The following is a 14,522-nucleotide window of genomic DNA, read 5'->3' on the forward strand; positions in this document are numbered from 1 at the left end:
CGTGCAGGCAGTTTCATTCCGGCGCCAAGGGACAACACATGACCTTCCGTTCTCATCGGCCGATATCGATCAGCCACGCGATTGCTGCGCTTTGCGTTTTTGCACTGGCTCCCACAGCCGGCGCTGCCACGCTGCTATCGCCATCGATCTCGACGACCAGCGACCGCAGCATTGATACACTGATGCCACCCTTGCTTCGCACACCGGCCACCGCAAGCGTCGCAACTACCCAACGCGACGCGCTTGGCACGTCGCTGGCTGCATCCCGGGCATTTCCGCAGGTCACGCGGGACTTCAAGGCGTTTCTGGATGCGCAGGCGCAGCTCAGTTACGCAACACGTGGTGCTGCGGCCAAGGTCAGCGATCCCACCGCCTTCGCCGAAATGCAGCGTTATCTGTTCAATCGTTACAACGGTCTGACCGTGCTGCGCAGCGTGCAACAGGACGGCAAGGTGTTCGATTGCATTCCAAGTGCGCAGCAACCTGCCTTGCGCGATGGCAGCACGCCGGCGGCCCCCCCCTCCCTCTCAAGTAACAAGGGGACGGTGGCGCCGGTCAACCCGGGTCAACGTTGCGACACCGGCAGCGTGCCGTTCGAACGCATCGGCTTGGCCGAGATGAGCAAGCATGCGAATCTGCGTAGCTTTCTACGCGGCACAACCCCGCGCGCGATTGCTCCCAGGCAGGCTGACGCTGTGCCGGCGGTGCAGGAAGCGGCGCCGGTCACGCATTACTACTCCCTCGTCTTTCTGGATACCGCCGGCACATCGGTCACAGGCGCAGGAGCCGACATCAATCTTTGGGCACCCACGTTACGCTCCACCAACGAGAAACAAACCATCAGTCAGATATGGATCGTTGGTGAAAGCGCAAGCGAGCAAGTGCAAACACTTGAAGTGGGCTGGGAGATCCAGCCAGACGCAGGCTGGGGCAACAAGCCGATCGTTTTCATTTATTCCACCCAGGACGGTTACGTCACTACAGGTTGTCATAATCTGGATTGCAGCGATTTCGTGCAGACCAGCACGCGACATGTCCTGGGCGCTCAGCCGGCCGCAGGATTCAGCATTGCAGGCGGCAAGCAGACCCTGCTGGGTGTCGAATTCCAGAAGAATACCGACGGCAACTGGTGGCTGCGCCTGGACGGCGAATGGATCGGTTACTACAAAGCATCACTGTATTCGGGCGATCTCGCCGATGGACGCGTTGCGTACGTGAGCGCAGGCGGCGAGGTCTCGACCAACAGCGGTGTAGCCAGCACACGCATGGGGAGCGGTCAGTTCGCAGCGGCCGGCTATCGCCAGGCCGCATTCCAGGCCAACCACTTCTACCGCGATGCGGCGATGGTCACCCATCCCGTGCAGCGCCTGTCATCGCTGAGCGTGGAGCATCCGTCCTGCTACACGCTGGCGATGGCCGGTTACAGCTATCCGTATGCCTTGGATGCCGGCGTCACCCGCACCGGCTTGTCGCCGGAAATGCAGAATGGTGGTTTCTATTTCGGTGGGCCGGGCTGCGAACGCTGAATCGAGTTGCGTTGGGTCGATCGCGCGCACCGTTTGGTGCGCGCGATCGATCAGGGCAAGTCCACGCCTGCACATACCGCCGGACGCGCGTGCTTGATGGGTTGCACGCCACGCGCATCGAACTGCAGCCCCGCCTGTGCCGGCGCAAATGCCGGCCAAGCCGGCAGGCCCTTGGCATTCGGATTGCCCTGCTGCACGAACGCGGCCCAATAGCGCTGCAGGGACACCGGCGGCTGGCCGATCGGCAGATTCTTGAACAGGAACGGCAACTCGGCGCTATGTGTCACCTGCCCACCGGGCACCGCCGTATCGAACACGTAATGCCACACCGGCACGCCCAGCGCAGCCTGGCGTTGCGCCACGGTCACCGCCGGGCAGCGGAAGGTGAGATCGGTGGACAATTGCATGGATGCATTGCCTTGCCGCGCGGCGCGCTGCGCGATAGCGGCACGATGCGTTTGCAGGATGGTGTCGGCGTGGTCGGGATAGTCGCGGCGCACCCGCTTCTCGGCGCCGTCCTCGCCGCCATAGCGCAGTTCCTGCACCACGTAACCGATCAACAGTGGCACCTTTGCCTGCGCGCCGGCAGCCAGCAGTTCGGCCGGCGCACGTGGCAGCACGCGCCCGTCGACCACCGCCTGCAACCAGATATAGCCGTCGTCATCCAAGGCCGGCACATCCACGCCCTGCGCGGCCTTGAGCAGTTGGTCGGCCGGCAACGCGCGTAGTTGCGCCAGCCGTGTGGCCGAATCGTCGATGCCGGCACGTTTGGCAATGCTCACACCCAGCGCGCGATTGTCTTCCAGGCTGCGCGCCGGCAGGCCGAAGCCGGCAGTGCCGCTCTGTTCGATGGCTGCCGAGAACAGGCCACGTGCGAGCGGGCTGAGCATCAGCAAGCCCACGTCCTGGCCGCCGGCCGACTGCCCGGCAATCGTGACTCGCGCGGGGTCGCCGCCGAACTGCGCGATGTTGTCGCGCACCCATTGCAGCGCCGCGATCTGATCGAGCAAGGCGACATTGCCGGCGGCTTCGTTGTCGCCATCGGTCAGCTCCGGCAACGACAGGAACCCCAGCGCGCCCAGCCGGTATTGCAGCGTCACCACCAGCATGCCCTGCGCCACCAGGTTGGTGGGCAGATGTCCGTCGGCGCCGCCGGCCACGTTCGCGCCACCGTGGATCCATACGAACACCGGCAGCGGCTTGGCCGGATGCAACTGCGGTGTCTGCACTTCGACATAGAGGCAATCTTCGGTGCCGCGCCTGGCCATGGCGTTGTTCCAGCCCAGCGCCGGCTGCACGCACGGCGTGGCGGCCTGAGTGGCGTCGCGCACCTGCGTCCATGCGGCGACCGGTTGCGGCGGGCGCCAGCGCAGCGCGCCCAGTGGCGGCGCAGCGAAGGGGATCGCGCGGAAGACCGCACTGCCGTCGTCCTGCCATTGGCCACGCACCACACCATGATCGGTGCGCACCTCGGGAGGTGCCGCCGGCGTGGCGGCAGACGCGTTGGCACTGAACAGGCAACCGGTCGCAAGCAACAACGCACAAAAACGCACCATCAGTGTTCTCCGTTGAGCACGCGCGCGTGCCAGGCGGCCTGGAAGACCGCAGTGGCCGAGGCGACGTTGAGACTTTCCACCTTGCCGCTGCCGCGGATCGACAACTGCAGATCGCAATCGCGCGCGAAGGCGCGGTCCATGCCTTCGCTTTCCGCGCCCATCACATACACCAGGCGCTGCGGCAGCGCGGCGGCGAAGACGTCCTGGCCACCATCGACCAAGGTCGCGGCAATCGCAAAACCGGCCTGGCGCAGCTGCGCCATCGCCGTTGCAGTGTCGGGCAGTTGCACCAGCGGTACCGCTTCGGCGCCGCCTTCGGCCACGCGTGCCGCCGCGCCCGACAGGCCCAACGTGGAGCCGGCCGGCAACAACAGACCGGCCACACCGAAGTGCGCCGACGAGCGCAATATCGCCCCGAAGTTGTGCGGGTTGCCCACCCCGTCCAGCCACAGCGCCAGCACCGGGCCCTGCGGCAACGCGGCCAGCCATTCCTGCAACGGTTGCGGGGCGACGCGCAGCACCTCGGCGACGATGCCTTCATGGTGCGCACTGGCAGCGAGCTTGCTCAGATCGGCCTCGTCCACCACCCGATAGCCGATGCGCTGGGTCACGCACCAGGCCAGCAGCGCCTTGAACTGCGGAATGCGCGCCTCGCTTAGGTACAGCTTGCGCAGCGCCTGCGGGCGCGCCTTGAACACGGCCTGCACGGCGTTGATGCCGTACAGCCGCACCTCACGCGCGTTGCCGCTTGCTGCAGCGGCAGGTGGCGTGACAGCGGAAGTGTGCTGCGCTGGAGCGCGGGGTGCGGCACTGCGCGGTGCAGGTGTGCGCGGCGCAGCGCGGCCCCACGGGTTGTGCGAGGGGCCGGAGCCGCCGTCGCGTGGCGGCCGTCCGCCGCGTCCATCATGCTGTGTCATTGTCGGATCCAGGAGTTCGAGTTGCTTGCAGTGCGGAACGGCTGCTTCCGGCCGTTTCGCCGTCTGCGTGTCGATCGTGTTGCAGCGCCGGAAGGCCGCTGCCGCACAGGCAGTGACGCCGATGGTAAGCCACAGGCGCGATGGTCCGTACATGGCGGCTGCGCTGAGGCATGTTGAACGTCGTGCCGCCCGGCAGGAGGCGTCGACGCGACCCGAAGGCCAGCAGCATCTGCAAGACTCCTGCGGCGGCCATTTCTCGTCCTGCAGCTGGCCATCATGTGCATGCAATCACGCAGGGGCGGATGCGCACACCGGCACGCCAATCGCAACGGGTGGATTCACCCGCGCGAACACACGCAGATCGTGCAGCCCATCCGGCTTGAGCAGCGCACAGCGGCTGACGCCTTCTTCGACGAAGCCATTGCGCAGCAACACCGTGGCCGATGCAGGATTGCGATCGAGCACGGTGGCCTGCACACGATACAGCGGTCGTGTCTGCATCGCCCAGGCGACATACGTGCCCACGATGCGTGTCATCCAGCCGCGGCCCCAGTACGTGCGACCGATCCAATACCCCAGCTCGGCCGAGTAGCGACGTTCGCCCTGCCCTGGGCGCACTGCGATCGTGCCGCAGGCCCGGCCATCGATCTCGATGGCCAGCACCGGGTCTCGCAAATCGACAACCCTACCCGCTAGGAACGCTTCGCCATCGGCACGGGTATATGGGTGAGGGAATCGCTCGCTCAATCCGCGCGGCACCAACGGATCGTTGGCATGCCGCACCAAGGCATCCAGGTCGTCCTGGCGCCAGCGGCGCAGCACGAAGCCTTCCCCGTGCACGATCAGCGATTGGTCCATTGCGTTGGTCATGGCATGCGCAGCAGCGACTCCCGCGATACTGCGCACACCGGCCGCACACCGCAACTCAGCGCTGGGCGGTTTGCGCCTGTTTCAACGCAGCGCACAGGCGGATGGTCTCGCCGGTCTGCGCCAGGCCACGGTCGGCGCCACTGAGCTTGGCCAGGCGCGGCTTGAAGAACGCATCCAGGCGATCGGCCTCGTCCACGCTGCAGCCACCGGAAGCACCCAGCGCCGGCAACCCGCCACCATCGAACGAGCCACTGCGTTGCACGATGCGGTCGAAGTTGGCGGTGAACCAGGCCCACATCGACTCATGCGAACGCTCATCGCTGTGCCCGCGCATCAGCAGGCTTTTCATCTCGCCCACCTTGATCGCGTCGGTCAGCGCGAAATCGCGCACCTGCTTCAGCAGCGCCGGGTCCTGCACCGCACCCAGTGCGGCGATCATGGCGTTGCGCTGGGCCGGGTCGGCATGCGTGCGCAATGCATCGATCAGCGCCTGCACTGCCGGTGCGCCGCGTTCCTGGACAGTCACTGCCAGCACGGTGCCGAGCAAGTCCGGGTTGGCGGCGGAGAAATCCAGCGCACCCTTGCCGCCGGCCAGCACCGCATCGCCTTGCGCCAGCAGGGCCTTGCGGACCTCTGCGTTCTGCAGACGCAAGGCGAACACACTGGCCAGCGACGTGCGCAGTGCGGTGTCGTCGATCGACTCACCGCTGCGCCGCGTGTAGCCCAGCGCACGCAGACGCGGCAGGTACGCCTGTTCGGCGGCCTTGCGCAATGCGCCGCGCTGCGCCTCGGTGGTGGCCTGGTAACGCCAGATCCACCCGAAGCGGTCCAGCAACGCGGTCGACACATCGGCCGATGCCGACGGCGCCAACTGCGCGAGCGCTGCCAGCACGGCCGCGTTGTCGGCATCGCCGTGACGGTACGCCGCATTGATCGCATCGGCGTAGGCGAGCTGTTCGTTATCGTCCAGCTGGCCGACCTGCTTGCCCAGCGCCGCCAACTGCTTGCTGGGCAGCGAGAAACGGTAATAGCCGGCGCCACGCGCATTCGGGAACACCCAGGTGTTCTTGCCGGCGCCTTCCAGCACGATGCTGCCGCTGCCGCCCTCAAGCAACTGGCAGGCGGTGCCAACCTGGTTCTTGCCCTTGCCGTACTTCACGCACAACGGCACGCCCCACTGTTGCGCGGCAGAGCCGCTGGAGCCCAGCGGCAGGTAGCGTTGCTGCTGCAGCTTGACCACGGTCTTGCCGCCTTCGCGCGCCACCTGGGTCTGCAGATACGGCACGCCCGGCTGGTTGAGGAAGCTGCGGAATGCGGCCTTGAAATCATCGCCCTTGCCGGCCGCTTCTGCGATTGCATCGACCAGGTCATCGGCGGTGGCGTTGCCGAACTTATGCTTGGCGATATAGGCGCGCATGCCCTGACGGAACACGCCTTCGCCAACGAAGGCTTCAAACATCGCCAGCACCGCCGCGCCCTTCTGGTAGGTGATGCCGTCGAAGGCGGTTTCGATATCGCCATTGCCGGTGATCGGCTGGCGAATCTTGCGTGCGCTCACCAGGCTGTCGTTTTCCATCGCATGCTGCGCACCGCCGATACGGTCCAGATTGGCGTGGTATTCCGGATGCAGCTGCATGGTGATCTTCTGCTGCATCCAGGTCGCGAACGCTTCGTTGAGCCACAGGTCGTCCCACCACGCCATGGTCACGGTGTCGCCGGTCCACTGATGCGCCAGCTCGTGCGCATTGACGTTGAAGGAACGCTGCACGTTCTCGGCCGGCGAATCCTTGTCCAACAACAGCAGCCAATCGCGGAAGGTCACAAACCCCGGGTTTTCCATCGCGCCGGCGCTGAAGTCCGGCGCTGCGACCAGATCGAGCTTGTCGAACGGATAACCGAAGGCGTAGTAGTCCTCCAGCGCGGCGATGATGGCCGGGGTCTGGTCCAGTGCGGGGGTGATGCGCGGGCCCTGGCCCTTGGCGGCAATGCCGCGCAACGGCGTGGCGTTGGGGCGCTGCGGGGTGGCCGGCATCGGCGCCACATCCACCACGTCCCACGGGCCGGCGGCGTAGGCGACCAGATAGGTCGGCAGCGGCACGGTCGGGGCGAACGTCACCGTCTTCCAGCCCTTGCCGGCCGGCTTGGTCGAGGTCGCGATGGTGTTGGCCAGTGCCTGGTCATCGCTGGGCACGGTCAGGCTGATGTCGAACGGCGTCTTGAACGCCGGCTCGTCGAAGCCGGGGAACGCGTAGCGCGCACTGATCGGCTCCATCTGCGTCATCGCATACGCCTTGCCCTGGTATTTCACCTGGTAAAGGCCCTGCAGCTGTTGGTTGAGCGGCGCGCTGTAGGCGATTTCCACGGTAAGCGTCTGCGGCGAGAGCGTGCGGCCGAAATCCAGCCTTGCTACGCCGGTTTGCGCATCGGCTTCCACGTAGCGTGCAGTCAGCGCCTTGCCCTTGCCGGGCTTGACGGTGACCTTGCTGACCTTCAATTCCTTGCCGTGCAGCCAGAGATGGTCGGACGCCTGCTTGAGCTGCACGCGGATGGTGGTGCGGCCGCTGAATTGCGTCTGCTCCGGGTCGATCTTGAGCGCGAGGCTGTAGCGCTCCGGTACTGCCCAGGTCGGCAGACGACCATTGGGAACCGGCTCGCCGGACGACTGTGCCAACACGTTGCCGCAGCACAACGCGAGAAGGGAAGGAGCAAGCAGGCAGGCAAGACGACGCATCGACAACTCCGGGGATGGCAATCGTCGAAGTGCACCATATCCATCCGTGACTGTCATGGGCCATTGGTTGGCGACTGGCGCGCACCCGTGCTGTGCCGCGCCCACAGGACCGGCCACAATGCGCGCCCGTCCTGGCTGGGCACCGTTATGAGGCTCGCAGCGACGGCCTACCGTGCACAACCATATGAGACGTATCGCAGCGCGCGGCATCGCCGCCGCATGCAACGTACCGCGCAGCGCAGCGACACCGGCCGCTCAGATGGACGAATGCACATACCGGCCCAGCACGTCGATGGCCTGACACCTTCCCCGCCTCGACGGACGCCGGCAGCCGTTGCGCTGCCGGCCGCGTTCACGCATGCCCACCCACCGACGGCGTCTGCGCTTCCAGGGTTTCCAGCTGGCGTGCCACCGCTTCGGGCGACTTGGTAAACGGCGCGATCAGGCTGTAGAACGCCGGCACCACGTACAGCGACAACAACGTGGACAGCGAGACGCCGAAGATCACCACCACGCCGATGGTGGCGCGGCTGGCCGAGCCAGGCCCACCGGCTACCACCAGCGGAATCGCGCCGACTACCGTCGCAATGGAGGTCATCAGGATCGGGCGCAAACGCACCGATGCCGATTCCACGATGGCCGCATGCACACTGCGCCCTTCGTCGCGCAACTGGTTGGCGAATTCCACGATCAGGATGCCGTTCTTGGCCGCCAGCCCCACCAGCATCACGATGCCGATCTGACTGAACAGATTGAGCGTGCCGCCGGTCAGCCACAGCCCCACCAGCGCGCCCAGCACGGCCAACGGCACGGTGAGCATGATCACCAACGGGTGCGCAAAGCTTTCGAACTGCGCGGCCAGCACCAGATACACCACCAGCAGCGCCATGCCGAAGGTCAGCAACACCGCACTGCCCGATTGCTGGTACTCGCGCGATTCGCCTTTCCAGTCCACCTGCGCATATTCGGGAAGTTCTTCCTGCGCGGCCTGCTGCGCCCAGGCAATGGCATCGCCAAGCGGGTAGCCCGGGGCCAGGCCGGCGGTGATGGTGATCGCACGCAGGCGATTGAAGCGATTCAAGGTGCCGGCTTCGGCCACTTCGCTCAAGGTCACCAGGTTGGAGAGCGGGATCAGTTCGCCACGGTTGGAACGCACGCGAATGGCGGTGAGGTCTTCCGGCGACATGCGGCCTTCGCGCCCGGCCTGCAGCATCACGTCGTATTCCTCGCCGTTGTCGACGAAGGTGGTGACGCGGCGCGAGCCCATCAACGCTTCCAGCGCCCCGCCGATGGCAGTGACCGGCACGCCCAGATCGGCCGCGCGCAGGCGGTCGATATTGACGCGCATCTGCGGGCGGGTCTCCTTGTAATCGGAGTCGGGGCCGACCAGACCGGGGTTGGCTTCCATGCGCTGCAAAATGCGGTCGCGCCATTGCGCAATCTCCGCGTAATCCGGCCCGCCCAGCACCAGCTGGAACGGTTGTCCACGGCTACGCACCAGCCCGCCGCTCACCTGCGTGCGCGCACGCACGCCGCTGAGCACATTGAGTTTCTGCTGCACCTCATCGGCCACTTCGGTGGTGGGGCGGGAGCGCTTTTCCCAATCCTGCAAGAACACGCTGACCCGGCCGGTGTGCATTTCCTCGCTGCTGCCAAAGCCGCCGGGCACGCGCGGGTTGGCGCGCACGATGGGTTTGTCCGGCCCCACGAAGGGGCGCAGGATATCTTCCACCTGATGCATCTGCCCCACCGTGTAATCGAAGCCGGCACCTTCCGGGCCGTCGATCATGATCTGGAAATTGCCGCGGTCTTCGGCCGGCGCCAGTTCGGAAGGAATGCGGCCCATCAGCCATGCGCTGGCGCCCAGCGCCAACAGCATCAACAGCGCAAAGATCCAGGTGCGGTGCACATGCCGCTCCAGCGAGCGCCCATACGCACCGGACACCGCCTGCATGCGCCCATCGAACCAGCGGTGGAAGCGATTGGGCTTGGCCTGCCCATGCGCGCGCAACAACTTGGACGACATCATCGGCGTCAGCGTCAGCGCCACGAAGGCCGAGATCGCCACTGCCGCCGCCAGCGCCACCGCCAATTCGCGGAACAGCCGCCCGGTATTGCCTTCCAGAAAACCGACCGGCAGAAACACCGCCACCAGCACGGCCGTGGTCGCAATCACCGCGAACGCCACCTGCCCGGTGCCGCGCTTGGCGGCCACCAGCGGCGGTTCGCCCAGATCGATCCGGCGCTGGATGTTTTCCACCACCACGATGGCGTCGTCCACCACCAGGCCGATACACAGCACCAAGGCCAGCAGGGTGAGCAGGTTGATCGAAAAATCGAAGGCGTATAGCGCAATGAATGCGGCAATCAGGCACACCGGCACCGTCACCGCAGGAATCAGCGCGGCACGCGCGCTGCCCAGAAACACCCAGATCACCACCAGCACCAGCACCACCGCTTCCACCAGCGTGTGATACACGCGCTCCACCGCCGCATCGATGAAGGTGGTGGTATCGAAGGCAACGAAGATGTTGGTGCCCTTCGGGAGCGACTTCTGCACTTCTTCGGCCTGCGCGCGCGCTTCGCGCGCCACGTCCAGCGCATTGGCGGTGGAGTTGCGCACGATGCCCAGCCCCACGTTGGGCACGCCATTGCTCTGGAAATAGGCGCGCCGCTCGGCCGAGGTCAGCTCCACCCTGGCCACATCGCCCAGCCGTACCACGTAACCGCCCTCGCCCTTGTTCAACGGCAACTTGGCGAAATCTTCGGGCTTGAGATAACTGCGCTCCACGCGCAAGGTGAAATCGCGCTGCGCCGATTCGATGCTGCCGGCGGGCAGCTCGACGTTTTCGTTCTGCAGCGCCGCTTCCACATCGGCCACGGTGAGTTCGCGTGCCGCCAATTGGTCGCGGTCCAGCCAGATGCGCATCGCATAGCGCTGGCGCCCGCCGATCCGCACCTGCGCCACGCCATCCAGGCTGGAGAAGCGGTCGACCACGTAGCGCTCGGCGTAGTCGGACAGCTGCAGCGTGTCCATCGTGCTGGAGCTCATGTTGAGCCACAGGATGGGGTCGGCGTCGGCTTCGACCTTGGAAATCTCCGGTGGACGCGCCTGGTCGGGCATGCGGTCGGACACCCGGCTGACCGCATCGCGCACGTCGTTGGCGGCCGCTTCCACATCGCGCGATTGCACGAACTCGATACTGATGTCGGAGGAGCCATTACGGCTGCGCGCCTCGATGGTGGAGATGCCCTCGATGCCGGCCAGCGCGTCTTCCAGCACCTGGGTGATGCGGCTTTCCACCACTGCGGCAGAGGCGCCGGTGTATTCCACATCCACCGAGACGATGGGCGGGTCGATGGCCGGCAATTCGCGCAAGGTGAGGCGGGTGAACGACATCACCCCCAGCACGATCAGCAGCAAACTCATCACCACCGCCATCACCGGGCGGGTGATCGACAGGTCGGAGAGTTTCATTGTGCGGCCGCCTGCGGGCGTGGCGCTGCGGGCACGGCCTGATCGGCAATCTTCAGGCCCGGGCGCAGCTTGCCGGTGCCGTCCACCACGATGCGCTCACCGGCCTTGATGCCTTCGAGGATTTCCACCTTGCCGTCGCGACGCTCGCCCAGCCGCACATCGGCGCGCTCCACGGTGCTGTCGGGCTTGACCCGGAAGACGTACGATTCGCGCCCCACCTGCACCACCGCGATTTCCGGAATCACCACCGCCTGCCGCGCCGGCTGGAACAGCCGCACATCCAGCAGCATGCCCGGACGCAGCCGGCGGTCGTCGTTGGGGAAATCCGCGCGCACCGTCACCGAGCGCGTGGTCTCATCGATCCGCGAATCGATGGTCACCACCTCGCCCTGGAACTGCGCGCCCGGATACGCCGCCGCGCTGCCGCTCACGGCATTACCGAGTTGCACCAGGCCGAACTGCGATTCCGGCACCTGGAAATCCACGTACATGCGCGCTACATCGTCCAACGTGGCGATCACCGTGCTGGAGGTGATCAGCGAGCCAGGGCTGATCTGGCGGATGCCCAGCACACCGGAAAACGGCGCGCGCACTTCGCGGTCGGTGATTTCCGCGCGCATCTGCTGCACCCGCGCCTGTGCGGCATCGCGCAGCGCGCGCTGCGTGTCCACGGTGGACTTGGCCACCAGTTGCTGGCCAACCAGACTCAACTGGCGGCGGTACAACTGGTCGGTCTCTTCGAAGGTGGCCTGTGCGGCGGTCAATGCCGCCTGCTGCGAATTGCCGCGCAGACGCAGCAGCAATTGCCCGGCCTTGACCTCGTCGCCGCTGTCGAAATACACCTGCTCCACCACATCGCTGACCGCGGCGGTGAGCGCCACCGATTCGCGCGCACGCACGGTGGCGATCGACTGCACGGTCGAGTTCCAGGGTTGGGTGGCCACCGTCTGCACCGACACCGGAATGGGTTTGGCGGCGGCCGGCGTGCTGGCCTGACGGCTACAACCGGCCAGGACAGCGGCCAACAAGAGCGCGGCGCAAACGCGCGCGCTGGGCAGAACAGGCATCAGAACATCCTGGCGGGGTACGTCGAAAGTTTACCGACCTAGCCGCCATGAATTGACAGAAAGGGCGCGCTTTGCACCATGACCAAAGACCCTTGCTGTCCTTGGCACGATGCGCTGGTCAGCGCGGCCAGCACCTGGCCGCGCATTCGCCAGACGGGCGCCGCCGGTATGCACTAACGGCGTGTATGGGGTCTACACCGCCGCTGCGTACACGCACCGCGTTTGCCTGACGACCGCCTGCCCTGTCGTGTTCGCCGCGCTTAGAGCGGCGAACAAAACGTAGCGAGCAGTCGTCAGGTGGGTGCGGACGGCGCACAGGACCGGAGTGTACGAGTGGTACATGCCGATTCCGAGCACCGGCCGCGCCCGCCTGGCGGCTGCGCAGGAGTTTTACTAGCCGCGCTTAGCGTTCCAGCCCCAGATATTCGAGCACATGGTGCGCCAGCGCCTCTACATTCTCACCATCGGCGTGAAGATGGATCTCCGGGTTCTGGGGCGCCTCGTACGGCGAGTCGATCCCGGTGAAATTGGGAATCTGCCCGGCGCGCGCCTTGCGGTACAGCCCTTTCACATCGCGCGCCTCGGCAACGGCCAGCGGCACGTCCACGAAGACCTCGACGAACTCGCCCTGGTCGAAGCGTTCGCGCGCCAGTTGCCGCTCGGCACGGAATGGCGAAATGAAACTCACCAGCACGATCAGGCCGGCATCGGCCATCAGGCGGGCCACTTCGGCCACGCGACGGATGTTTTCCACGCGGTCTTCGTCGGTGAAGCCCAGGTCGCGGTTGAGCCCGTGGCGCACGTTGTCGCCGTCCAGGATGAAGGTGTGATAGCCCAGCGCGTGCAGGCGCTTGTCGACCAGGTTGGCGACCGTGGACTTGCCGGCCCCCGACAGCCCGGTAAACCACAGCACGCATGGCGCTTGGCCCTTGATGCGCGCACGTGCGCTGCGATCCACGTCCAGATGCTGCCAGTGCACGTTGCCGGCGCGGCGCAACGCGAATTCCAGCGTGCCGGCGGCCACGGTGGCATTGCTTTGGCGGTCGATCAGGATGAATCCGCCGAGCACGCGGTTGCGCGCGTAAGGCGAGAACGCGATCGGTTCGTCCAGTGCCAGGTTGCAGTAACCCACCTCGTTGAGTTCCAGGCGCTTGGCGGCCAGCCGCTCCTGCGTGTTCACATCGACCTTGTGCTTGATCTCGCTGATGCTCACGGTCACGGTGCGGGTGCCGATCTTGAGCCAGTACGGGCGGCCGGGCAGCAACGCAGCATCGTCCATCCACAGCAGATGCGCGGCGAACTGGTCGGCCACCTCCGGCGGGTCGTCGACGGCGGCAATGATGTCGCCACGGCTGATGTCGATCTCATCGCGCAAGGTCAGCGTCACTGCCTGCCCGGCGCGTGCGCTGTCGACCTCGCCGTTGGCATCGCGCACGCTTGCCACCTGCGTGCGGCGCCCGGACGGCACGACCACCACCGCATCGCCCGCACGCACCTGGCCGGCGGCAATCGTGCCCGCATAGCCACGGAACTGCGCGTTGGGGCGGTTGACCCATTGCACCGGCAGGCGCAGGCCGCTACCAGCGTCCAGCGACTCCAACTGCACGGTGTCCAGGTGCTGCAGCAGATGCGGGCCGCCGTACCACGGCATCTGCGTCGAAGCGCTGGACAGATTTTCGCCCGCCAGCGCCGACAGCGGAATGCACTGCACCTGGGCGATGCCCAGCTGCGCGGCAAGTGCGGCGTAGCCTTCTGCGATGTCGGCGAACACCTGCGCGTCGTAGTCCACCAGGTCCATCTTGTTGACCGCCAGCACCACATGCCGGATGCCCAGCAACGACACGATGTAGCTATGCCTGCGGGTCTGCGTCAGCAGGCCCTTGCGTGCATCCACCAGCACCACCGCCACATCGGCAGTCGACGCGCCGGTGGCCATGTTGCGCGTGTACTGCTCGTGCCCGGGGCAATCGGCCACGATGAATTTCCGCCGGTCGGTATCGAAATAGCGGTAGGCCACATCGATGGTGATGCCCTGCTCGCGTTCGGCCGCCAGCCCGTCCATCAGCAGGGCATAGTCGATGCCCCCGCCCTGGGTGCCATGCCGTCGGCTATCGCTTTCCAGCGCGGCAAGCTGATCGTCGAACAAGCGCTTGCTGTCGTAGAGCAACCGCCCGATCAGCGTGCTCTTGCCGTCGTCCACGCTGCCACAGGTGATGAAGCGCAGCAGCGGCTTGGATTCGTGTTGCTGGAGGTAGGCGCCGATGGTGCCGGGAATTGGGAGTCGGGAATCGGGAATCGCAAAAGCGTTCTCCGCCAACGTGACGTCTTCCGGCAACCGCTGTTGCGATTCCCCATTCTCCATTCCCCATTCACTGCC

At 65.9% G+C, this 14,522-nt stretch carries 8 protein-coding genes and 1 other RNA gene; 1 reads left to right on the plus strand and 8 read right to left on the minus strand.

Annotation, left to right across the window (positions count from 1 at the left end; genetic code table 11):
• Positions 1–38 precede the first annotated feature (38 nt).
• Entirely contained in the window at positions 39–1,526 is a 1,488-nt protein-coding gene (locus tag ACCQ16_RS15820) for a neprosin family prolyl endopeptidase (RefSeq protein WP_372380012.1), read from the plus strand.
• A 50-nt stretch (positions 1,527–1,576) separates the two neighbouring features.
• Here the strand turns inward: ACCQ16_RS15820 and ACCQ16_RS15825 are convergent, their stop codons facing one another.
• From ACCQ16_RS15825 to cysN, 8 genes are all read right to left on the minus strand, one after another.
• Positions 1,577–3,082, minus strand: coding sequence for a carboxylesterase/lipase family protein (locus ACCQ16_RS15825; protein WP_011348397.1), 1,506 nt, complete (start codon positions 3,080–3,082; stop codon positions 1,577–1,579).
• On the minus strand, positions 3,082–3,999 hold the full coding sequence (locus ACCQ16_RS15830; RefSeq protein ID WP_033479195.1) for a TrmH family RNA methyltransferase: 918 nt from the start codon (positions 3,997–3,999) through the stop codon (positions 3,082–3,084). The genes ACCQ16_RS15825 and ACCQ16_RS15830 overlap by 1 nt, the downstream gene beginning before the upstream one ends.
• Before the next feature lie 288 nt (positions 4,000–4,287).
• Positions 4,288–4,857, minus strand: coding sequence for a GNAT family N-acetyltransferase (locus ACCQ16_RS15835; protein ID WP_372380356.1), 570 nt, complete (start codon positions 4,855–4,857; stop codon positions 4,288–4,290).
• Between the two features lie 67 nt (positions 4,858–4,924).
• Positions 4,925–7,600: a M1 family metallopeptidase gene (locus ACCQ16_RS15840; RefSeq protein WP_372380013.1), complete on the minus strand. Its 2,676-nt coding sequence runs from the start codon at positions 7,598–7,600 to the stop codon at positions 4,925–4,927.
• A gap of 352 nt (positions 7,601–7,952) precedes the next feature.
• Positions 7,953–11,078 carry an efflux RND transporter permease subunit gene (locus ACCQ16_RS15845; protein ID WP_011348407.1) on the minus strand — a complete coding sequence of 1,042 codons (3,126 nt, stop codon included), beginning with the start codon at positions 11,076–11,078 and terminating at the stop codon, positions 7,953–7,955.
• The gene (locus ACCQ16_RS15850) at positions 11,075–12,145 is read right to left on the minus strand and encodes an efflux RND transporter periplasmic adaptor subunit (protein ID WP_372380014.1); all 1,071 of its coding nucleotides are present in this window, start codon (positions 12,143–12,145) and stop codon (positions 11,075–11,077) included. Before ACCQ16_RS15850 ends, ACCQ16_RS15845 begins: the two co-directional genes overlap by 4 nt.
• A 267-nt stretch (positions 12,146–12,412) precedes the next feature.
• A non-coding RNA gene (locus ACCQ16_RS15855) (sX9 sRNA) lies at positions 12,413–12,487 on the minus strand.
• A 61-nt stretch (positions 12,488–12,548) separates the two neighbouring features.
• The gene (gene cysN, locus ACCQ16_RS15860; RefSeq protein ID WP_372380357.1) at positions 12,549–14,507 is read right to left on the minus strand and encodes a sulfate adenylyltransferase subunit CysN; all 1,959 of its coding nucleotides are present in this window, start codon (positions 14,505–14,507) and stop codon (positions 12,549–12,551) included.
• Between the last annotated feature and the right edge of the window lie 15 nt (positions 14,508–14,522).

The sequence above is a fragment of the Xanthomonas sp. NCPPB 1062 genome, from assembly GCF_041481705.2.
Taxonomy (GTDB): domain Bacteria; phylum Pseudomonadota; class Gammaproteobacteria; order Xanthomonadales; family Xanthomonadaceae; genus Xanthomonas; species Xanthomonas euvesicatoria.